This is a genomic window from Actinophytocola sp. (assembly GCF_035762905.1).
GTDB lineage: Bacteria > Actinomycetota > Actinomycetes > Mycobacteriales > Pseudonocardiaceae > DASYTH01.
This window is the reverse complement of sequence record NZ_DASUCC010000034.1, coordinates 109,341-130,466: the sequence shown is the minus strand read 5'-3', so window position 1 is coordinate 130,466 and position 21,126 is coordinate 109,341. Positions and strand designations below refer to the sequence as shown.

The window sequence follows — 21,126 nt, the reverse complement described above, 5'->3', positions numbered from 1 at the left end:
AGGGGTGGCGCGCGGGGCGGGCCACCCCTCCCGGGACGTGGGCTTGCCGAGAGTCCGGTTCGGTCAGCCGCGGTTGACGATTCCGCAGGCGAAGCGGGCGCCGGCGTCGCCGGTGCCGAGGGTGGCGGCGTCGGGGCCGGGGACGCCGGCCGCGGAGTAGCGGGTCGGGATGTTGGCGTAGTTGTCCGCGGCGGCGTGCACGATGATGGCGCTGCGGTCGGTGTCGAAGAGCAGTGCGGCGGTGAGGCGATCGGTCGACGTGGTCGTGATGGTGGTGCCGTCGGCGGCCACGTAGAGCAGCGGCAGGTCACCGGCGTGGCCGCCGTGGCCGACGCCGCCCGGGTTGAGGTGCGGCCCGGCGGAGGCGAACGGAACGACGGCGCCGGTCGCGTCGGTGGCTCTGGGGTCACAGATGCCGACCGAGTGCACGTGGAAGCCGTGGAACCCCGGCGCGATCCCGGTCAGCCGACCGGACACCGCGATCTTGCCCCGGTCCTGGACCAGGTTGATGGTGCCCAGTGCGGTTCCGTTGACGTCGCGAACCGTGGCGTGGGCGAGCCGTCCGCCGTCGGCCGCCTCGGCGGACTGCGGCGCGCCCTGGGTCAAACCGACCAGGGCGACCGCCGCGCCGAGCAGACCGAAAAAGGCGAGCGAGCGAAAAACGCGGTTCTTTGTCATGCACCCTTGCTACCAAGGGAACCCGCCTTGGCGCATGACGAGAATTACCCAGTAACCCGGAAAAAGTGCCACAAATGCCCCCCAGGTTCCCCTTTTCGGCGGAACGCTGATTTGAATAACTCGATTAATTGAACAACTAGCGAGTTGTGCCAATCGTGGCGCTGCCGAGCACCAGATCCCCGGCGTAGACCACCACGGTCTGCCCCGGTGCGACCCCCCGCAGGCCCTCGTCCAACCGGACCGTCAGCGCACCGTCCACAACGGATGCCACCCCGGGCGCCACCCCGCCGTGCGCCCGTACCTGGGCCACGCAGGCGACCGGCCCGGACAGCGCCCGCCCGGACGGCCAGACCGGCGCCCCGCCGACGATCTCCCGGACCAGCAGCCCCTCCCGCGGACCGACCCGCACGGTGCCGGAAACCGGCTCAAGGGCCAGCACGTACCGCGGCCGCCCGCCCGGCGCCGGCGCGTCGATGCCCAGCCCGTGCCGCTGGCCGACGGTGAACCCGTGCACGCCGGCGTGCCGGCCGAGCACCGCCCCGGTCTCGCCGTCCACCAGCGCACCGGGCCGCTCGCCGAGCCGGCCGGTCAGAAACGCCCGGGTGTCGCCGTCCGGGATGAAGCAGATGTCGTGGCTGTCCGGCTTGTCCGCGACGGCCAGCCCGCGCGCCGCCGCCTCGGCCCGGACCTCGCTCTTGACCGACGCACCCAGCGGGAACATCGCGTGCCGCAACTGGCCGGCGGTCAGCGAGGCCAGCACGTAGGACTGGTCCTTGCCGGCGTCGGCGCTGCGCCGCAGCTCCGGCGATCCGTCCACAATGGACAATCGGGCGTAGTGCCCGGTGCACACCGCGTCGAACCCGAGCGCCAGCGCCTTGTCCAGCAACGCCTCGAACTTGATCCGCTCGTTGCACCGCAGGCAGGGGTTCGGGGTGCGGCCGGCGGCGTACTCGGCGACGAAGTCCTCGATCACGTCCTCGGTGAACCGCTCGGCGAAATCCCAGACGTAGAACGGGATGCCGAGAATGTCGGCGACCCGCCGGGCGTCCCGCGCGTCCTCGACCGTGCAGCAGCCACGGGCCCCGGTGCGCAGCGTGCCGGGCTTGGCCGACAGCGCCAGGTGCACGCCGACCACGTCGTGTCCGGCGGCCACCGCTCGGGCCGCCGCCACCGCGGAGTCCACCCCCCCGCTCATCGCCGCGAGTACCCGCATCAGCTCCCCCACCGCGGGGCCGACTTCCGCATGCCGGCCATCCCGGCGTTGCGGGCCCTGGCCACCACCGGGCCGATCGCCTCGGCAACGGCCGCCACGTCGGCCCGGTTCGAGGTGTGCCCGAGGGAGAACCGCAGCGACCCGCGCGCGGCCGCCGGGTCAAGGCCCATGGCCAGCAGCACATGGCTGGGCTGGGCCACCCCGGCAGTGCACGCCGAGCCGGTCGAACACTCGATTCCCTTGGCGTCCAACAGCATCAGCAGGCTGTCGCCCTCGCAGCCGGGGAAGGTCAGGTGGGCGTTGCCGGGCAGCCGGGACGGCGCGCCGTTCACGTCGGAGCCGCCAGGATCGCCGTTGAGCGCCACGTCCGGCACCGCCGCCCGCACCGCCTCGACCAACTCGTCCCGCAGGCCGGCCAACGACTGCGCCCGCTCCGCCCGGGCCTCGGTGGCCAGCCGCACCGCGGTGGCCAGGGCCACGATCGCCGGCGCGGCCAGGGTGCCCGAGCGCAGGTCCCGCTCCTGGCCGCCGCCGTGCAGCAGCGGCGTGCACGGCACGTCCCGGCCGAGCAGCAGCGCCCCGACCCCGTACGGCCCGCCGATCTTGTGCCCGGTCAGGGTCAGCGCGCTCAGCCCGGCCGCGCCGAAGTCCACCGGGATCGCGCCGACCGCCTGCACCGCGTCGGTGTGCAGCGGGATCCCGTGCTCGGCGCAGGTTCCGGCCAGCTCCGGCACCGGGTTGACCGTGCCGACCTCGTTGTTCGCCCACATCACGCTGACCAGCGCGACGCTGTCCGGGTCGGCGGCGATCGCGGCGCGCAGCGTGTCCTGGTGCACCCGGCCGAACCCGTCCACCTCGAGCAGGGTCAGCTCGGCGTCCTCGTGCTCGACCAGCCAGTGCGCGGCATCCAGCACCGCGTGGTGCTCGACGGCGGAGACCAGAATCCGCCGCCGGGCCGGATCGGCCGCCCGGCGCGCCCAGTAGATGCCCTTGACCGAAAGGTTGTCGGCCTCGGTGCCGCCGCCGGTGAAGATCACCTCGGACGGCCGGGCACCGAGGGCGGCGGCGATCTCCTCCCGGGCCTCCTCGACCACCCGGCGGGCCCGGCGCCCGGAGGCGTGCAGCGACGAGGCGTTGCCGTAGCCGGCGATCGCCTCCGCCATCAGTGTGGTCATCGCGGACACGGCCTCGGGGCGCATGGGCGTGGTGGCCGCGTGATCGAGATAGGTCATCAACCCCTCAGGGTAGTCGGCACGGTGCCCGGCCGGCATCGGCGTTACGCGGGCCGTGTGGTCCGGGCCGGCCGGTAGAGCACCGCGCCGATCAGCGCCACCCCCGCCAGCAGCAGGTCTGCCGGGATCACCGCGGCCGTCGGCGCGGCCGCGGAGGCCATTGTGGTGAGCAACACGCCGCCGAAACCCACCATGACGGCGGCGAAGACGTTGTCGGAGACCTGCAGCGCGGAGGCGGCGAAGCCCCGGTCGCGAGGTAAGGCGTACTCGAGGGTGAGCACGCTGATGCTCGGGAAGGCCAGTCCCATGGCCGCCCCGGCCACCAGCCAGACCGGGTAGGACAGCCACGCCGGTCCCCAGCTCGGCGCGACCAGCGTGATCGCCGCAAGGGCCAGGCACAGCGCCAGGAACCCGGTGCGGATCAGCACCGGCCGGGACAGGTCCGGGTGCCGCCCCTGCCAGTGCGACGCGGACGCCCAGCCCAGCGCGCTGATCGTCAGCGGCAGCCCGGCCATCGCCAGCGAGTAGCCGTGCACGGACACCAGGGTCAGCGGCAGGTACGCCTCGGCCCCGAAGAACGCTCCGGCCAGCAGGCCCCGGGACAGGATGGTCACCGGCAACCCCGGCCGGGCGGTGAGCGTGCCGCGCGGCAGCAGCACCCGCAGGGCCGGGATCAGCACCGCCACGCCGGCCAGGCCCAGCCACAGGGTGCCGGCACCGGGATGCTGTGCCGCCCAGGTCAGCGCCGTGAGACCCAGCCCGGTCGCCACGGCAGCCAGCGGCACACCGCGACGCGGGGTGGCCGGTGCCGCCGACTCGTCCAGCGTGGGCAGCCCGCGCAGGGCCGGCGTCATGAGCAGCATGGCCAGCAGCGCGAACGGCGCCAGGCCGAGAAAGACCCAGCGCCAGCCCAGCCGCTCGGTGATCAGCCCGGCCGCGGTCGGACCGACCAGGGCCGGCACCACCCAGGCGGTGGCGATCAGCCCGAACACCCGGGCCCGGGCCCGCTCCGGGTAGACCAGCGCCACGAGCACGTAGACCCCGACGATCTGGGCGCCGCCGCCGAGGCCCTGCAGCACTCGGCCGGCCAGCAGCACCGGCATCCCGGTGGCGGAGCCGGCGAGGAGCAACCCGGCCACGAACACGGTCGGCCCGCCGACCAACGCCGGCACCGGCCCGAACCGGTCGCAGACCCGGCCGGCGAGCACGGTGGCCATCAGGTTCGCGGCGAGGAACGCGGTGAACGGCCACGAGTACAGGTCCTCGCCATGCAGCTCGGCCATCATCTTCGGCATCGCCGTGCCAACGCCGAGGTTCTCGAACGCGACGATCGTGATCAGCAGGACCAGCCCGAGCGTGGTCGCGCGGTACCGCGTGCTCCACAGCGGGTTGACGTCGACGGCGGTCGTCACCAGTCCATGGTGCAACCTCTAGCGCGGCCGAGGTCCAGCCGGGCGCTCCGGTACGGAATTTCCGCACGCAGCAGGGTCCGGCCGAGCGCGAGGTCCACCGACGCCTCGGCGAGCGCGGCCAGCTCCCGCCGGTCGGCGGCCCGCTCCGAACGCAGCTCGGGCAGCACTTCCAGCTCCAGCACCAGCCCGCGCAGCCGGACCACCCGGCGGATGGACTCGACCAGCGACTCAGCGCCGATGAACGCGGGCGCGCTGGTCTCCCGCCCGCCGGCCGCCCGAAACCGGAGCGCCACCGGGATCACCGGGACCCCGGCGTCGATGGCCGCCTGGAACGTCGCGGTCCGGAACCGTCCGGACGCCTGCCCGCACCAGGTGGTGCCCTCCGGCGTGACGGTGACCATGGACCCGCCGCGCAGCACCCCGGCCAGCTCCGTCATGGTGCCGGGCAGGGTGCGCAGCCGCTCCCGGTCCAGGTACACCGAACCCGCCGCCGTGGCCAGGGCGCCGATCAGCGGCCAGCCGCGCACCTCGCGCTTGGCCAGCGCGCGCATCGGCCGCACACCGTTGATCGCCACGATGTCCAGCCAGGAGATGTGGTTGTGCACCACCAGCGCGCCCCGGCCGGGTACCGGTCGCAGCCCGGCGGCGTTGCGCACCGCGAGCCGCACGCCGACCGCGCGCAGCAGGCCGCGGAACACCCGGCGCAGCACGCTCGCCCGCCGGCTGCGGGGCAGCAACCCGACCACCGGAGCCAGTGCCAGCGCGGTGACCAGCACCCCGGCGGTCCGGCACAGACGCCCGGCGGCGCGCACCCGGCCCACCGTCGGCTCGTCGCCGGTCAGGCAGCCCGGACCGCACGGCGAGGTCGGCATCCAGGCGTGGCTCATCCCAGATCCCCCAGGAAGAACCGCAGGTAGCGCCGGTCGACGTGGTCCATGCCGAGCAGCACGAACAGGTCCGCGACGCCGAAGTCGGGGTCGTGCGCGGGCGGGCCGCAGACCCAGGCGCCGAGCCGGAGATAACCCTTCAGCAGCGGCGGCAGCACGGTGCGGGCCGGCGCGGCGACGGTGCCGACCGGGAACGGGACCCGGGGCGTCACCCGGAACCGCGGTGGCGCGAAGTGCTTGTCCCGCACGGCGTTCCACACCCCGGCGGCGAGCGATCCGCCGTCGGTGAGCGGGATCGAGGCGCAGCCGGCCAGCCAGCGGTGGCCGGACAGCAGCAGGTAGCGCCCGATGCCGGCCCAGATCAGGCTGACCACGGCGCCGGTGCGGTGGTCCGGGTGCACGCACGAACGGCCGGTCTCCACCAGCGTGTCCCGCAGCGGACGCACGGCGGTCAGGTCGAACTCGGACTCGGCGTACAGCCGGCCGGCCTCGGCGGCCCGGTCCGGCGGCAGCATCCGGTACGTGCCGACGATCTCGCCGGCCGGTTCCGCGCGGACCACCAGGTGATCGCAGAACTCGTCGAAGGAGTCCACGTCGAGGCCGGGCACCGGGCTGTGCAGCCTGGCGCCCATCTCCCCGGCGAACACCTGGTGGCGCAGCCGTTGTGCGGCGGCGACCTCGGCCGGATCCCTGGTGAGCAGCAGTGTGTAGCGGGGGGCGTCTGTCCCGGTGCCTGGCGCGGCGATCAGCAGCTCGGACGTCGTCATGCTGCTGGTCTACGGGGCCGAGACGACGTCCGGGACCGTTATCCGATGACCTTCGCGTGCAGCACAGGTGAACTTCTCACCCCTTGCGCTTGGCGACCTCTTCGGTGAGCTGGGGCGCCACCTTGAACAGGTCTCCGACGACGCCGAAGTCGGCGATCTCGAAGATCGGCGCCTCCGGGTCCTTGTTCACCGCGACGATCGTCTTCGAGGTCTGCATGCCGGCCCGGTGCTGGATGGCACCGGAGATGCCCAACGCGATGTAGAGCTGCGGGGACACCGTCTTGCCGGTCTGCCCGACCTGGAACTGCGCCGGGTAGTACCCGGAATCGACCGCGGCGCGAGACGCTCCGACCGCCGCGCCGAGGGTGTCGGCGAGCTGTTCGACCACGGCGAAGCTCTCCGCGCTGCCGACCCCGCGGCCGCCGGAGACCACGACCGAGGCCTCGGTCAGCTCCGGCCGGTCGCCGCCGACCACCGGCTCGACCCCGGTGATCCGGGCCGACCTGGCCGGATCGGCGGCCGGCACGCTGACCGCCTCCTCGGCGGCGGCACCCTGGGCCGGCTCGGCCTCGAGGCCGCCGGGCCGCACCGACACGATCGGCACGCCCTTGGTGGTCTTGGACTTCACCACGAACGCGCCACCGAAGATCGACTGCACGGCGGTCACGTCGCCGCCGGAGCCCTCCAGCCCGACCGCGTCCCAGAGCAGACCGGAGCCGGTGCGCACGGCCAGCCGGGCGGACACCTCCTTGCCCTCGGCCGACGCGGCGACCAGCACGGCCGCCGGGGAGGTCTGCTCGACCAGCGCGGCCAGCACGTCCACCGTCGGGGTGACCAGGAAGCTCGCCGCGTCGTCGGACTCGGCGACATAGACCTTGGCCGCGCCGTAGCCGGCCAGCGACTCCCGGAGCTTGGCCGCCGTGCCGGGCGCGCCGACCACGACCGCCGACGGCTCGCCGAGCGCTCGGGCGGCGGTGAGCAGCTCGTAGCTGACCTTCTTGACCTCGCCGTCGGCGTGCTCGACGAGAACCAGGACCTCGGACATCTTCTGACTACTCCCCTTGCCGTTCAGATCAGCTTCTGGGACACCAGGTACGCGGCGATCGCCGCGCCACCGTCACCCTCGTCGGTGACGCGCTGCCCGGCGGAGCGCGGCGGCTTGGGCGCCGCCTCCACCACGGCCGACCACGCGTTGGCCAGCCCGACCTCGCCCGCGTCGATGCCGAGATCCGCCACGGTCAGCGTCTCGACCGGCTTCTTCTTGGCCGCCATGATGCCCTTGAACGACGGGTACCGCGGCTCGTTGATCTTCTCGCCCACGCTGATCACGGCCGGCAGCCCGGCCTCCAGGTGGATGATGCCGTCGTCGGTCTCCCGGTCGACCCGCACGGTGCCGCCGTCCACCTCGACCTTGCGGGCGTGCGTGAGCTGCGGGTAGCCGAGCAGCTCGGCCAGGATCGCCGGCACGGCACCGCCGCCGCCGTCGCTGGCCTCGTTGCCGGCGATCACCAGGTCGACGCCGTCGATGCGGCCGATGGCGGCGGCGATCACCTTGGCGGTCTGCACCACGTCGGCGCCGTGCAGGGCCGGGTCGGACACGTGCACGGCCTTGTCCGCGCCCATGGAAAGGGCCTTGCGGATCGCCTCGGCCGCCCGCTCCGGGCCCACGCTGAGCGCGGTGACCTCGCCGCCCTGCGCCTCCTTGAGCAGCAGGGCCTCCTCGACGGCCCGCTCGTTGATCTCGTCGAGCACCGCGTCGGCGGAGTCACGGTCCAGGGTGTGGTCACCTTCGGTCAGCTTGCGCTCCGAGTAGGTGTCCGGCACCTGCTTCACCAGGACAACGATGTTTGGCATTGCTCTGCTCCGACCTCCCGGCTCGCGAGCCTCCGGCACATGTTACTTGCGAGTAGCATAGGGGTACCCGCGAAACCGCGCGGGCCATCGTGATCGTGCTCACCCGATTGACACACAGGTTAGCCGTCGTCCGGGATCGGTTACCGTGCTGGTCCGTGACTGATCAGGTCGAGGCGCTGCCGCTCACCGGCGAGCGAACCGTGCCCGGGGTGCCCGAGGAGAACTACTGGTTCCGGCGGCACGAGGCGGCGTATGCGGCGCTGGCGCCGTACTGCGCCGGGGCCGTGGTGCTCGAGGCGGGGTGCGGCGAGGGGTACGGGGCCGACCTGCTGGCCCGGACCGCCCGGCTGGTGTGCGGAATGGACTACGACCAGCCGACCGTGCGGCACGTCGGGCTGGCCTACCCGGCGGTGCGCGCGGTGCGCGGGAACCTGGCCCGACTTCCGGTCCGGTCGTCCACTGTGGACGTCGTGGCGAATCTTCAGGTGATCGAGCATCTGTGGGACCAGCGGGGTTTTCTGGCCGAGTGCCACCGGGTGCTGCGGCCGGGCGGGCGGCTGCTGGTCACCACGCCGAACCGGCTGACCTTCTCGCCAGGCCGGGACACGCCGCTGAACCCGTTCCACACCAGGGAGTTGGACCCGGACGAGCTGGCCGGGCTGCTGGCCGAAGCCGGGTTCACGGTCGAGCTGCTGGCCGGCGTGCGGCACGGACCCCGGCTGCGGGCGCTGGACACACGGCTCGGCGGGTCGATCATCGCCGCCCAGGTGGCGGTCGCGGTCGGCGGCGGAGCGTGGCCGCCGGCACTGCTGGAGGCGGTGACCTCGGTGACCACCGACGACTTCGTGGTCGGCACCACGGAGTTGGCCGCCAGCCTGGACCTGCTCGCCGTGGCGGTCCGGTGAGCCCGGCGCCGGTCGGGTCGTTCTGCCTGGTGCTGCACAGCCATCTGCCCTGGCTGCCGCACCACGGCTCGTGGCCGGTCGGCGAGGAATGGCTCTACCAGGCCTGGGCGCACTCCTACCTGCCGGTGGTGGACCTGCTGCGCCGGTTCGCCGCGGAGGGCAGCCGGGACGTGCTGACCATCGGGGTCACCCCGGTGCTCGCCGCGCAGCTGGACGATCCCTATGCGCTGCGCGGGTTTCACGACTGGCTGGGCACCTGGCAGCTGCGCGCGCAGTACGCCGCCGGGCGCTGGCGGGGCGGTGACGAACTGCTCAAGGCGCTGGCCGCGAGCGAGTACCGCACCGCCGAGTGGGCCATCCGGGAGTTCGAGTCCCGCTGGCGGCACGGGTTCTCCCCGGTACTGCGACCGTTGGTGGACGCCGGGGTGGTGGAGCTGCTCGGCGGTCCGGCCACCCACCCGTTCCAGCCGCTGCTGCGCCCGCCGGTGCGGGATTTCGCCCTGCGCACCGGGCTTTCCGACACCGAGATCCGCACCGGGCACCGGCCGGTGGGCATCTGGGCACCGGAATGCGGCTTCGCGCAAGGGATGGAGCACGACTACCAGCGCGTCGGCGTGCGCCGGTTCCTGGTGGACGGTCCGGCGCTGCGCGGCGACACGCACGCGCCGCGACCGGTCGGCACGTCGGACGTGGTGTGCTTCGGCCGCGATCTCGAGGTGACCTACCGGGTTTGGTCGCCGAAGGCCGGCTACCCGGGACACGCCGCGTACCGCGACTTCCACACCTTCGACCACCCGTCCGGCCTCAAGCCGGCCCGGGTCACCGGCCGGCACGTGCCGCCGGAGGCCAAGCAGCCCTACGATCCGGAGCTTGCCGCGGCCGCGGTTCGCCGGCACGCCAACGATTTCGTCGACACCGTGGTGGCCAGGCTGACCGCACTGCGGGCCCGGCACGGCGGCCCGGCACTGGTCGTGGCCGCCTACGACACCGAGCTGTTCGGGCACTGGTGGCACGAGGGCCCGGCCTGGCTGGAGACCGTGCTGCGGGCCCTGCCGGCCGCCGGGGTGCGGGTGACCACGCTGCGCGGGGCACTGGCCGCCGGGCATCGTGGCAAGCCGGTGGACCTGCCGGCCTCGTCCTGGGGCTCGGGCAAGGACTGGCGGGTGTGGGACGGCGAGCAGGTCGCCGACCTGGTGGCCGCCGGCGCCGCCGTGCAGGACGAGCTGCTCGCCCTGCCGATGGCCGGCGCCGCCCGGGATCCGGCGCTGGACCAGGCCGTCCGGGAGGCGCTGCTGGCGCTGTCCAGCGACTGGGCGTTCATGGTCACCAAGGACTCCGCGGCCGACTACGCGCGCCGCCGGGCGGCCCAGCACGGCGCCGCGTTCAGCGAGCTGGCCGGGCTGATCCGGACCGGACAGCGGGACGCGGCGGCGCGGCGGGCCGAGCGGCTGCGCGCCCGGGACGGGCTGTTCGGGCACCTCGACGCACGGGGCCTGCGCACCCTGGTGCGAGGATCCCTCACATCATGCGCGTCCTGATGCTGTCCTGGGAGTACCCGCCGGTCGTGGTCGGCGGGCTCGGCCGGCACGTGCACGCACTGGCCAAGCACCTGGCCGAGCAGGGCCACGAGGTGGTCGTGCTGTGCCGGCACGAGGCCGGAACCGACGCGCTGACCCACCCCACCGCGCGCAGTGTGCACGAGGGCGTGCGGCTGATCCGGGTGGCCGAGGACCCGACCCACCTGGTGTTCGAGAAGGACCTGGTGGCCTGGACGCTGGCGATGGGGCACGCGATGGTCCGGGCCGGGCTCGGGCTGCTGCGCCGCTGGCGGCCGGACGTGGTGCACGCGCACGACTGGCTGGTCACGCACCCGGCCATCGCGCTGGCCGAGCAGGCCGGGGTGCCGCTGGTGGCGACGTTCCACGCCACCGAAGCGGGCCGGCACAGCGGTTGGCTGTCCCAGCCGCTGAACCAGCAGATCCACTCGGTCGAGTGGTGGCTGGCGAACCGGGCGGACGCGCTGATCACCTGCTCGGCGGCGATGCGTACCGAGGCGGCGCTCCTGTTCGAGGTGGACGCCGAGGGCATCGCGGTGATCCACAACGGGATCGAGCCGCGCGGCTGGCGGGTGCCGGCCGAGGCGGTGCGGCAGACCCGCAAGCGGTTCAGTCCGCGCGGCGAGCCGCTGATCGTGTTCTTCGGCCGGCTGGAGTGGGAGAAGGGGGTGCACGACCTGATCACCGCACTGCCCCGGATCCGGCGCACCCACCCGGGCACCCGGCTGGTGGTGGCCGGGCGCGGCCGGCAGGGACCGCCGCTGGCCAACCTGGCCCGCAAGCACCGGGTGGCGCGCTCGGTCCGGTTCGCCGGGCACCTGCCCGACAAGGAACTGGTGGCCTGCCTGGCCGCGGCCGACGTGGTGGTGCTGCCCAGCCGGTACGAGCCGTTCGGGATCGTGGCGCTGGAGGCCGCCGCGGCCGGCGCGCCGCTGGTCGCCGCCGCCACCGGCGGGCTCGGCGAGGTGGTGATCGACGGCGAGACCGGACTGTCCTTCGCGCCCGGCGACCTGGCCGGGCTGGCCGGCTGCGTGCGCGCGGTGCTGGACGACCCGGTGGCCGCCGACCGGCGCGCCCGCCGCGCCAAAGCCCGGCTGGCCGAGGACTTCGACTGGAACAAGATCGCCGCGGCCACCGCGGAGGTCTACCGGCGCACCGAGATCCGCGACGTCCCGCCGCTGGGTCGCCCGAAGATCGCCTCCGGCAACGCGTTCACCGCCTGAGCGCGCCGGTCAGTGCAGCCGGGTCAGGCTGTCGTCGCGTTCCGGGGTGGTGCGGACCGGAAGGCGCGCGACCGGCGCGGGTGAGCTGAACAGGCGGCGCGGCTGGTCGTAGGCCCGGCGCTCCCACCAGCGACCGTTTCCGTCGACGAAGAGGATCGTGGGGTAGTACAGCGCCGCCTTCTCGTCGACCTGGCAGCCGTCCGGCCAGGCGACGGTGATCGGCGGCGTGGTCACGGTCTGCCCGGGTCGGATGGCGGCGAGCACGTACGGCTCGCTCGAGCCGCCGATCGACCAGCCCACCGAGGCGATCTCGCCGAACCGCCCGACCACGTCGACCAGTCGCACGCTGGTAATCGGGCCGGTGCCGTGGTTCGTGTATCCGATCACCAGCCGCGGCGGGTCGGACTCCCGAAATCCGCACACCAGCCGGGCGTGCGCGATCTCGTTGTCCCGGCGTTCGGCATCCCGGTACCGGCCGTCGCGCAGCGCGATCCCCAAGGCCACGACGACGGCCAGAAAGGTGCAGGCCGCCCCCATCGCCTCGCCCCAGGCCGCGAACACATCGGCGTCCACCCGGCCGAAGAACCAGACGTCGGCGGCCGGTTGCGCAAGCACCACCATCGACAAAGCATCGCCGCGGCAACCACTTCACCGCAATCGGGCGAATGGGCGATGAACCCGGCTAACGCTGGTCCTCCAGCGTCCGTTCCAGGGCATCGCCCGCTTTCCTGGCCATGTCGGCGATGGCCGCCCGGCGTTCGGCATCGGCCTCGTAGTCGGCCAGCCGGTCCCGCACCACCCGGGCCGGCGCACCGACCGCGATGCCGTAGTCCGGAATGTCGCCGCGCACGATGGCATGCGCGCCGATCACCGCGCCGCGGCCGATCCGGGAGCCGCGCAGCACCGAGACCTTGGTGCCCAGCCAGGTGTCCGGGCCGATCCGCACCGGCGCCTTGACGATGCCCTGGTCCTTGATCGGCACGTGGATGTCGGAGATCACGTGGTCGAAGTCGCAGATGTAGACCCAGTCGGCCACCAGCGCGGCGTCGCCGAGTTCGATGTCCAGGTAGCAGTTGATCACGTTCTGCCGGCCGAACACCGCCTTGTCGCCGATCCGCAGCGAGCCCTCGTGACAGCGGATCGCGTTGCCGTCGCCGATGTGCACCCAGCGGCCGATCTCCATCCGCCCGTAACCGGGCCGGCAATGGATCTCCACGTCCTTGCCGAGGAACACCATGCCGCGCAGCACGATGTGCGGGTTGGCCAGCCGGAAACGCAGCAGCCGCCAGTAGCGCACCAGGTACCAGGGGCGCCAGGCGCGGTTGCGGATCACCCAGCGCAGCGAGGCCAGCGTGAGGAACCTGGCCTGTTCGGGGTCCCGTCGCGACCAGCGCGAGCGGCGCCAGCGGTCGGTCAGCGGCGAGCCCCACATCGTGGTCATGCCCGAGACGGTAGCCCAGCCGCTAACGTGCGCCACATGACGTCGCTGATCATCGATACCGACCCCGGGGTGGACGACGCGTTCGCGCTCGCGCTGGCCTGCGCCAGCCCCGAAATCGACCTGCTCGCGGTGACCACGGTGTTCGGCAACGCGTCCCTGGAGACCACGACCCGCAACGCCCTGCGGGTGCTCGCGCTGTGCGGGCGCACGGACGTCCCGGTGGCCATGGGCGCCGAGCGGCCGCTGGTGTATCCGCAGGTGCACGAGGCGGAACTGGTGCACGGCAGCGACGGCCTGTCCGGGCGCGCGCACCTGCTGCCGTCCGGCGGGGCCGCACCGGTCGAGGCGGACGCGGTCGAGTTGATGGCGCGGCTGCTGCGGGCGGCCACCGAACCGGTGACGATCGTCCCGATCGGACCGCTGACCAACGTCGCGCTGCTGCTCGCCGCCCATCCGGGCCTACGCGGCAAGATCGAGCGGCTGGTGGTGATGGGCGGCGCGGTGTCCGGCGGGAACACCACGGCGCGGGCCGAGTTCAACCTGTGGAGTGATCCCGAGGCCGCACACCGGGTGCTGGTCGAGGAGCGGGTGCCGACCGTGCTGGTGCCGATCGACCTGACCTTCCAGTGCATGGTCGAGCGGCCGTGGCTGGACCGGCTGGCCGCCGCCGGACCGCTCGGCGAGACGCTGGTCGGGCTCACCGCCGACTACGTGGCGCACTACACCGCGTTCTTCGGCAAGGAATGCACGATCCTGCACGACGCGATCGCGGTCGCCGAGGCGATCCGGCCGGGATTGCTGCGCACCAGGACCTATCCGGTCGAGGTGGACTGCGCGTTCGGCCCGAGCCGCGGCGCGCTGGTGGTGGACCGGCGGGAACCGGAGATCATCGCCACGTTCGGCTCGAAGCTGGCCCGGTCACTGGAGATCGCGGTGGAAACCGACGTCGACGAGGTGCGGGAGTTCCTGCTGGCCCGGCTGGCCGGCTGATCGGGCCGGGCCCGCGTGCCGGTGAGATAGGGAGCGCGTTGCCGGCACACGGGCCCGGTCTTGGCCAGCAGCTGGCGACCTTCCCGCCGCTGGCACCTGCTCGGTTGCGTTCTCCCGCAACGAAACCGGTTTGTTGTGCGCCGCAACATTCCGCTCCTAGCACCATAGCCTTCCGGGCCAGGCGCGGTCTAGGGCCTGCCGCACAGTTGATCACTGAGAAAGTCTCGGCCCACCCGACGCAACCTCAGGGGCACCGTGACGCAACCCAGCCACAACCAACCCGCCAACCGCACCACCTGCTGGAACCCAACAACAGCAGTTAATCCCGGAGCGGTGGTACTGCTAAATTCCGGAGAGGCGGTACTGCGGCAGCCACAGGCTGGCGGGGGCACGTCTGGCCAGCCGCGGGGCACCGCGCTCGTCCGGCGGGGGCAGGTCGAGCAATGCGCGGATCGCGCCGACCGCGTCGTCCTCGTATGCCCACACCACGTCGTCGGCACCGTGCCGCTGACCGGGCACCATCCGGGCGGCGACCGCCTCGTCCTCACCCCAGATGTGCAGCCGGTCGTAGCAGTCCGGCCAACCGAATGTGCCCACGATCACACACACTTCACCGGTATCGTCCGGCACGGCCTGAAACACGAACCCGCGGGTCCGCAGTTCCGCTATCCCATGATCAACGTTCATAGCGACCAGTGCATTCCCCCATGGGCCGGATCCTAAACCTTTAATGGTCGGGATTCATCCCATCGTAACCGCGAATTACGATTGGTGGCACCAGGAGCAGGGGCGTGTGTTCAGCACACGCCAGCCGTAGTGCGTTCCGCTGGGAACGGTCGCGCAAATGGCGCAGCCAATCGCCTGAAAGGGTAGCGACACTCCGAACAACGCCACCGGAGCACCGAGGAGAAACCGTTGCGTGAACGGCGCCGGCCCGGCCGGGAAATGGCCGTCGGCCGGCGGCGAACGGTCAGGCAGGCCGGGCCGATGGGCGATCAGGTCGCGGTGCGGGCCTGTTCGCGGAGCCGGGCGTGACTGCCGCGGTAGGCGGAGGCGTTGGGAAGCAGCGACTTCGCTATCTTGCTGGTGACGGTGTAGATCGGGTTGCAGACCTGGGCCACCGGGGTGAGGGCGGCCTGGGCGACGATCTGGTAGGCGTCCATGCGGTCGATGCCGTACAACTCGGACAGCCACCCGATCATGTCGACCTGGGCCACCCGGTAGGCGTTCTCCAGCGGGCGGGCGGCACCGATGGACATCAGGTGGGTGTCGGATTCCAGGCGGGGCCAGGGCGTCGCGACACCGGGAATAAGGTCGACGATCAGCACCGTGTTCATCGCGACCTCGACGCCGGTGCCGCACGCCTCGCCCTCACCCTGCCGGGCATGGCCGTCGCCGAGCGAGAACAAGGCGCCCTCGACATTGACGCCGAAGTAGGCCGTGACGCCTGCGCGCATCTCCGGGGTGTCCAGGTTGCCGCCGTGCGAGTCGGGCACCAGGGCCGACCGCGCCTCGAACGACGCCGGGGCCACGCCGACCGTGCCGTGCATCGGATCCATCGGAAGCCGCAGCGTCAGGTCCGAGCTCTTGGCGCGGTAGGTGACGGTGCGCGCGGCGTTGTCCAACTCGTAGATCCAGACCAGCTCGGGCAACGGGTCCTGCAGGGTGGCGGTGTAGGCGTCCGAGGTGAGCGCGCCGAAGAACGGCAGCGTGGTGGCCGCGCCGACCGGAGCGGCCGGCTCGATGGACACGAAGTGCACCGCCAGCGTGTCCCCCGGTTTCGCACCGTCCACATAGAACGGTCCGGTCTGCGGGTTGAGGAACGGGAACTCGCACACCTGGGAGGCCAGATCCCGTTCGGTGCGCACCTTTCCGGCGAAGCAGTCCTCGGTCCACAGCGAGATCACGTCGCCCGGCTTGACGTTGCGCACCGGCGCCGCGCCGCCGAAGGTCCAGGCGAACTCGCCGGGCTCCGGCCGGTACTCGATCATCGTCATCGGACGTCCTCCCGGACCTCCGGCTCGCCGAGCGTCGGTGTCCGGCCGCTGCTCAGCAGCCCGAGCATGATCACCAGGCCGACGCCGAGCCAGATCAACCCCACCACCTGCGCGGCCAGGTTCGCCTTGATCACCACGTAGCCGAGGATCACCAACCCGCACACCGGAACGACCAGGTGCCGCAGGTAGTCCCGGCTGCGGTTGCGGACCAGGTAGTGCACGATCACCGAGGCGTGCAGCAGCAGGAACGCGGTGAGCGCGCCGAAGTTGACCAGCGTGGTGAGCAGGGTCAGCCCGCTGTCCGCCCGGAACGTCATGCCGACCCCGACCACCAGCGTGATCCCGGCGACCACGAACGTCGCGTACTCCGGCACCCGGTAGGTGGGGTGCACCCGGGCCAGAATCCGGGGCAACTGCCGGTCCCGGGCCATCGAGAACAGCACCCGCGACGTGGCGGCCTGCGCGACGAGCGCGTTGGCGAAGCCCCAGGCGACCGCGGTCGCGACGGCGGTGACCACGTAGAGCCAGTGCCCGCCGGCGACCTCGGCCGCCCGGTAGAACGCGGCGCCGTCCGGGTCGCCCTCGGTCAGCAGCCTCTCCCGGTCCGGCACCAGCAGCGCGGCCACCCAGGTCTGCACCACGAACAGCACGGCCACGACGATCAGCGAGCCGATCGTCGCCCTGGCCACCTGGCCGGCGCCCTCGCGGTTCTCCTCGGACAGCGTGGAGATCGCGTCGAACCCCAGGAAGCTCAGCACCGCGACGGAGACCGCACCGAAGATCAGCCCGACGGTGAACGTCTCCGAGTCGAACAGCGGGCTGATGAAGTCGCCGGTCGACCTGCCGCCGGCCACCGCCACGATGCCGATCACCAGGAACAGGGCCAGCACGATCAGCTCGGCGACCAGGATGATCCGGTTGGTCCGCGCGGTCAGCTCGATGCCGAAGTAGTTGATCGCCGTGTTCAGCAGCACGAACCCGACCACCCACAGCCACACCGGAATCGCCGGCACGAAGGAGTGCATGGCGAGTCCGGAGACGATGTAGAGCAGCGCCGGAACCAGGATGTAGTCGAGCAGGATCTGCCAGCCGGCGATGAACCCGATCGGCGGCGCGATTCCCCGGCCGGCATACGAGTACACCGAGCCGGCCAGCGGAAACGCCTTGGACATCTGGGCATACGAGACGGCGGTGAAGATCATTCCCACCGCGCCGACCAGGTAGGCGAGGGCGACCATGCCGCCCGACGCGTTGAAGACGCTGCCGAAGATCCCGAACGGGGCGATCGGCACCATGAAGATCAGTCCGTAGATCAACAGGTCCCAGAACGACAGTGATCGTTTGAGCTCCTGCCGATAGCCGAACTGTTCGATGGTCTGGCCATTGGGCTCGGACATGGCCGGCATTAGAGCACCCGGGGGGCGCGCGGCGGAAGGCGCTGAATGCCTCATTCCGAACGCTCATCGATCGGGATCCGGCATCCGACCCCGGGTGCGCCCTGTGTGGCTCGTGTGGGCGAACTGTGTAGGGGGTGTTGGCTAGCCTCGCTTCCGCCATTCAGCCCAATCTGGGGAGCATAGATGCGTTCAGTGAGTGTGACCTGCGGACTTGCCATCATCGCCGTGCTGGCCGCGGGTTGCTCGGCCGAGAAGCCGGCCCCGTCGTCGAGTTCCGGCAGCGAACAGGGCGGTGCGGCGGGCCCGGACACGCACGCGGTCGTCTACGAGGTGACCGGGCCGGGCACCTCGCCGGCGATCACGCTCGTCGACGTCGACAAGCCGGTGACCGAGAACAACGTCCCGCTCCCGTGGAAGAAGGAGGTCTCGGCCAAGCGCGGCACCATCCTCAGCGTCATGGCGGCGCCGGACTTCAACCTGGAAGGGGCCGACAAGACGGTCACCTGCACGATCACCGTGGACGGCAAGGAGGTGGACACCCAGTCGGACGAGGTGCTGGCGTCGTGCCTGTACGAGTTGACCTGACGGGGCCCGGTCAGGACGTCCGCTCCGCCCGGCAGAGGAACGCCGTCGGCGTGCGGCCGACCCGGGTGAGCACCACGGACGCCTCGGCGGTGCCGGACAGGCGCAGCCGGGGACGCAGCCGGTTGGGGTCGACGTCCAGGCCGCGGACCAGAATCTCCAGCCGGCCGATGCCGAGCCGGCGCAGCGCCGCCCGGAGGGCCTTCTCGGTGTAGTGACCGTGCTCGAGCACCCGGAAGGCGCGGATGCCGGGCGGCGGCGTGTCGCCGGTGAGGTAGGCGATCCGTTCGTCCAACTGGCCGAGCCGGTGCCGGGCCGCGTAGTGCCGGACCAGTCCGGCCCGCACCACCGCGCCGTCCGGGTCGACGATCCACGCACCGGGAGCCCGCACCGGGCAGTCGTCCGGTTCGCCGTCCGTGATGGTCCACTGTGGACCTTCGGTGCGCAGCACGGTGGCCCGGCGCCGGGCGGTGGCCAGGCCGCCGCGCCACAGGCAGGCCTCGCGCACCTGCCCGTCCAGCGAGACGATCTCCACCTCGTCCGCCCACGGCACGTCGGCGAGGTCGATGCCGGGCGCACATTTCACCGCCAGGTCGCGCCCCGGGTACGCGGCGGTCAGCGCGTCCAGCGGGGGCGCGAAGTCGGCCGGCCGCCAGCGCCTGCGGCCGGCGGCGTCCCGGCGCCCGGGATCGGCGAAAACCGCCGTGCCCCGGCTCACCGGCCGCAGCGCGTCGGCCCGGGCCAGCGCGACCCCGGGACAGTTGTGCGCCGCCATCGCCAGCCGCACCGGGTCCAGGTCGGAGCCGAGGCAGCGCCCGGCCACCGCGGCCAGTTCGGCCAGGTCCACGCCGACCGAGCAGGTCACGTCGTGCACGTCCCGGCCGGCGAACCGGGCCGCCCGGTGCCGGGCCACGAGCAACGGGGTGGCCTGCTGCAACGCGGCGTCGGTGAACAGCCAGCGGCCCGGATCCTCCACTTTGGACACCGCCCGCCGGCGCAGCAGCACGGTCTCCAGCACCGCGCCGGCCCGGTCCCCGAGCAGACCGCGCGCCGTGCGCACGTCGGCGAGGTAGGACGCGCCGGTCAGCGGCAACCGGTCGACCTCGGCGATCTCCGCCGCCGCGGCCGCCAGAAAACCGACGTCGGCCACCGAGAACTGATAGCTCACACCGGCGCCTCGCAAGCTCGCCGCCGGCCAACCCCGCCGCCTCGCAAGCTCGGCGCCGGGGCAGCGTCCGATGGTTCGCTCGCAAGCTCGCTCACACGGGTTTTGTTCCAGTGATCATCACGTTGTAGAACAGCTCGCGCGGGGCGATCCGGCGCAGCACGTGCTCGTCGAACCAGGACAGTCGCAGCCAAGACTTGTAGGCGAACAACTTCCAGCGCAGGCCCAGCTTCTCCGGCGGAACGGCGGCCTCGAAGGTGCGCACCGGCCAGCCGAACAGCGCCGCGGACAGTTCCTCGGTGTGGGCCCGCACGTTCCGCGCGCCGGCCACGCCGGCCATCCGCTCCAGCTCGGTCGGGTCGAACGTGTGGATGTCCACGATCGCCTCGAGCGCCGCCGCCCGGGACGAGGAGTCGAGTTCGGCCTGCGGGCGCCGCCACTCCCGCAGCGGTCCGAGCCGGGTCACGTTGGTGGTCAGCCACCACACGATCCGGCCGAGCCGCCGGGCGTACCGGTCGCCGATCCTGGTCGGCTCGCCGGCGAAGACGAACCGCCCGCCCGGCTTGAGCACCCGCAGCACCTCGCGGAACGCCGCCGGCAGATCGGGGATGTGGTGCAGCACCGCGTGCCCGACCACGAGGTCGAACGTGTCGTCCTCGTAGGGAATCCGCTCGGCATCGGCCACCCGGCCGTCCACGTCCAGGCCAAGACCGGCGGCGTTGCGCAGCGCGACCCGCACCATGCCGGGCGACAGGTCGGTCACCGAGCCCTTCTTGATCACGCCGCCCTGCATCAGGTTGAGCAGGAAGAAACCCGTGCCACTGCCCAGTTCCATGGCGTGCTCGTAGGGCCAGTCCTGCTCGCCGGCCACCGCCTTGAACCGCCCGACGGCGTAGTCGATGCACCGCTCGTCATAGGAGATCGACCACTTCTCGTCGTAGGTGTCGGCCTCCCAGTCGTGGTAGAGCACGTTGGCCAGCTTGAGATCCGAGCGCGCGGCCTCGATCTCCTCGGCCGAGGCATGCGGATTCGGTGCGGGATCACTACTTTCCACTGAAGGTCGCCTTCCCCGGCCCGTTCTCGATGAACGAGCGCATGCCGGTCTTCTGGTCCTCGGTGGCGAACAGCGCGGCGAACACCTGGCTCTCCACCTTGAGGCCGGTGGCCAGATCGGTGTCCAGGCCGTTGTCGATCGCCGCCTTGGCCGCGGCCAGCGCCCGGGCCGGTCCGGCCGCGAACTGCCGGGCCCAGCGCAGCGCCGCCTCGTACACGTCGTCCGGGGCGACCACCTCGTCCACGATGCCCAGCGCCAGCGCCTCGCCGGCCTCGACGAACCGTCCCGTGTAGACGATGTCCTTGGCCTTGCTCGGCCCGATCAGCCGGGCGAGCCGCTGGGTGCCACCGGCGCCGGGAATGATGCCGAGCAGGATCTCGGGCTGGCCGACCTTGGCGTTGTCGCCGGCCACCCGGCGGTCGCAGCACAGCGCCAGCTCCAGCCCGCCGCCGAGCGCGTAGCCGGTGACCGCGGCGACGGTCGGCTTCGGGATCTCCGCGACCGCGGCGAACGACGCGGACAGCGGCCCCGCCCGCTCCGCCATGTCCACATAGGACAGCTCGGCCATCTCCTTGATGTCCGCGCCGGCGGCGAACACCTTCTGCCCGCCGTAGACGATCACCGCGCGCACCTCGGGCCGCTCGCTCGCCTGCCGGGCCGCCGCGCGGATCTCCTCCTGCACCTGCTTGTTGAGCGCGTTCATCGGCGGCCGGTCCAACCGGATGGTGCCGATGCCGTCCTCGACCTCGAGCCTGACGAACTCGCCCACAAGT

At 72.3% G+C, this 21,126-nt stretch carries 21 protein-coding genes; 5 read left to right on the top strand and 16 right to left on the bottom strand.

What is annotated here, in order from left to right:
• Positions 1-63: 63 nt before the first annotated feature.
• The 8 genes from VFV67_RS05705 to VFV67_RS05670 all read right to left on the bottom strand — a co-directional run bounded on the left by VFV67_RS05705 (position 64) and on the right by VFV67_RS05670 (position 8,043).
• Positions 64-678 (bottom strand): superoxide dismutase family protein, encoded by a 615-nt coding sequence (locus tag VFV67_RS05705; protein ID WP_326467747.1) that lies wholly within the window; start codon positions 676-678, stop codon positions 64-66.
• Between the two features lie 136 nt (positions 679-814).
• Positions 815-1,891 (bottom strand): tRNA 2-thiouridine(34) synthase MnmA, encoded by a 1,077-nt coding sequence (gene mnmA, locus VFV67_RS05700; protein ID WP_326467745.1) that lies wholly within the window; start codon positions 1,889-1,891, stop codon positions 815-817.
• On the bottom strand, positions 1,891-3,123 hold the full coding sequence (locus VFV67_RS05695) for a cysteine desulfurase family protein (protein WP_326467744.1): 1,233 nt from the start codon (positions 3,121-3,123) through the stop codon (positions 1,891-1,893). Before VFV67_RS05695 ends, mnmA begins: the two co-directional genes overlap by 1 nt.
• Positions 3,124-3,167: 44 nt before the next feature.
• Entirely contained in the window at positions 3,168-4,535 is a 1,368-nt protein-coding gene (locus tag VFV67_RS05690) for an MFS transporter (protein WP_326467743.1), read from the bottom strand.
• Positions 4,532-5,422, bottom strand: a complete 891-nt coding sequence (locus VFV67_RS05685) for a lysophospholipid acyltransferase family protein (protein WP_326467742.1) — start codon at positions 5,420-5,422, stop codon at positions 4,532-4,534. Before VFV67_RS05685 ends, VFV67_RS05690 begins: the two co-directional genes overlap by 4 nt.
• The gene (locus tag VFV67_RS05680) at positions 5,419-6,189 is read right to left on the bottom strand and encodes a GNAT family N-acetyltransferase (protein WP_326467741.1); all 771 of its coding nucleotides are present in this window, start codon (positions 6,187-6,189) and stop codon (positions 5,419-5,421) included. Before VFV67_RS05680 ends, VFV67_RS05685 begins: the two co-directional genes overlap by 4 nt.
• 76 nt (positions 6,190-6,265) lie before the next feature.
• On the bottom strand, positions 6,266-7,234 hold the full coding sequence (locus VFV67_RS05675) for an electron transfer flavoprotein subunit alpha/FixB family protein (RefSeq protein WP_326467739.1): 969 nt from the start codon (positions 7,232-7,234) through the stop codon (positions 6,266-6,268).
• A 23-nt stretch (positions 7,235-7,257) separates the two neighbouring features.
• Positions 7,258-8,043 (bottom strand): electron transfer flavoprotein subunit beta/FixA family protein, encoded by a 786-nt coding sequence (locus tag VFV67_RS05670; protein ID WP_326467738.1) that lies wholly within the window; start codon positions 8,041-8,043, stop codon positions 7,258-7,260.
• A gap of 155 nt (positions 8,044-8,198) precedes the next feature.
• Between VFV67_RS05670 and VFV67_RS05665 the strand changes: the two genes are divergently transcribed.
• Genes VFV67_RS05665 through VFV67_RS05655 form a run of 3 tightly spaced genes read left to right on the top strand, consistent with a single transcriptional unit; the run spans position 8,199 to position 11,727 of the window.
• Positions 8,199-8,948, top strand: coding sequence for a class I SAM-dependent methyltransferase (locus VFV67_RS05665; protein ID WP_326467737.1), 750 nt, complete (start codon positions 8,199-8,201; stop codon positions 8,946-8,948).
• Positions 8,945-10,486 (top strand): glycoside hydrolase family 57 protein, encoded by a 1,542-nt coding sequence (locus VFV67_RS05660; protein ID WP_326467735.1) that lies wholly within the window; start codon positions 8,945-8,947, stop codon positions 10,484-10,486. Before VFV67_RS05665 ends, VFV67_RS05660 begins: the two co-directional genes overlap by 4 nt.
• The gene (locus VFV67_RS05655; protein ID WP_326467734.1) at positions 10,474-11,727 is read left to right on the top strand and encodes a glycosyltransferase family 4 protein; all 1,254 of its coding nucleotides are present in this window, start codon (positions 10,474-10,476) and stop codon (positions 11,725-11,727) included. Before VFV67_RS05660 ends, VFV67_RS05655 begins: the two co-directional genes overlap by 13 nt.
• 9 nt (positions 11,728-11,736) lie before the next feature.
• On the opposite strand, the gene VFV67_RS05650 is transcribed toward VFV67_RS05655, so the two are convergent.
• A complete protein-coding gene (locus tag VFV67_RS05650) occupies positions 11,737-12,348 on the bottom strand; it encodes a hypothetical protein (protein WP_326467733.1) in 612 nt (203 codons plus the stop codon).
• Between the two features lie 61 nt (positions 12,349-12,409).
• Positions 12,410-13,168 (bottom strand): acyltransferase, encoded by a 759-nt coding sequence (locus tag VFV67_RS05645; protein WP_326467732.1) that lies wholly within the window; start codon positions 13,166-13,168, stop codon positions 12,410-12,412.
• Positions 13,169-13,204: 36 nt separating this feature from the next.
• Here VFV67_RS05645 and VFV67_RS05640 point away from each other — a divergent pair, with 36 nt between their 5' ends.
• Positions 13,205-14,158 carry a nucleoside hydrolase gene (locus VFV67_RS05640; protein ID WP_326467730.1) on the top strand — a complete coding sequence of 318 codons (954 nt, stop codon included), beginning with the start codon at positions 13,205-13,207 and terminating at the stop codon, positions 14,156-14,158.
• A 342-nt stretch (positions 14,159-14,500) separates the two neighbouring features.
• On the opposite strand, the gene VFV67_RS05635 is transcribed toward VFV67_RS05640, so the two are convergent.
• The 3 genes from VFV67_RS05635 to VFV67_RS05625 all read right to left on the bottom strand — a co-directional run bounded on the left by VFV67_RS05635 (position 14,501) and on the right by VFV67_RS05625 (position 17,552).
• Complete coding sequence (locus VFV67_RS05635; protein WP_326467729.1) at positions 14,501-14,755, bottom strand: hypothetical protein; 255 nt, start codon at positions 14,753-14,755, stop codon at positions 14,501-14,503.
• Positions 14,756-15,153: 398 nt separating this feature from the next.
• A complete protein-coding gene (locus tag VFV67_RS05630) occupies positions 15,154-16,155 on the bottom strand; it encodes an acetamidase/formamidase family protein (protein WP_326467728.1) in 1,002 nt (333 codons plus the stop codon).
• Positions 16,152-17,552, bottom strand: coding sequence for an APC family permease (locus VFV67_RS05625; protein ID WP_326467727.1), 1,401 nt, complete (start codon positions 17,550-17,552; stop codon positions 16,152-16,154). The genes VFV67_RS05630 and VFV67_RS05625 overlap by 4 nt, the downstream gene beginning before the upstream one ends.
• A 183-nt stretch (positions 17,553-17,735) precedes the next feature.
• Here VFV67_RS05625 and VFV67_RS05620 point away from each other — a divergent pair, with 183 nt between their 5' ends.
• The gene (locus VFV67_RS05620) at positions 17,736-18,137 is read left to right on the top strand and encodes an MmpS family transport accessory protein (RefSeq protein WP_326467725.1); all 402 of its coding nucleotides are present in this window, start codon (positions 17,736-17,738) and stop codon (positions 18,135-18,137) included.
• A gap of 10 nt (positions 18,138-18,147) precedes the next feature.
• Here VFV67_RS05620 and VFV67_RS05615 read toward each other — a convergent pair whose 3' ends face one another.
• The 3 genes from VFV67_RS05615 to VFV67_RS05605 all read right to left on the bottom strand — a co-directional run bounded on the left by VFV67_RS05615 (position 18,148) and on the right by VFV67_RS05605 (position 21,122).
• Positions 18,148-19,302 (bottom strand): THUMP-like domain-containing protein, encoded by a 1,155-nt coding sequence (locus VFV67_RS05615; RefSeq protein ID WP_326467724.1) that lies wholly within the window; start codon positions 19,300-19,302, stop codon positions 18,148-18,150.
• 91 nt (positions 19,303-19,393) lie between these two features.
• Positions 19,394-20,353, bottom strand: a complete 960-nt coding sequence (locus VFV67_RS05610) for a class I SAM-dependent methyltransferase (RefSeq protein WP_326467722.1) — start codon at positions 20,351-20,353, stop codon at positions 19,394-19,396.
• Positions 20,343-21,122, bottom strand: a complete 780-nt coding sequence (locus VFV67_RS05605) for an enoyl-CoA hydratase/isomerase family protein (protein WP_326467721.1) — start codon at positions 21,120-21,122, stop codon at positions 20,343-20,345. The genes VFV67_RS05610 and VFV67_RS05605 overlap by 11 nt, the downstream gene beginning before the upstream one ends.
• Between the last annotated feature and the right edge of the window lie 4 nt (positions 21,123-21,126).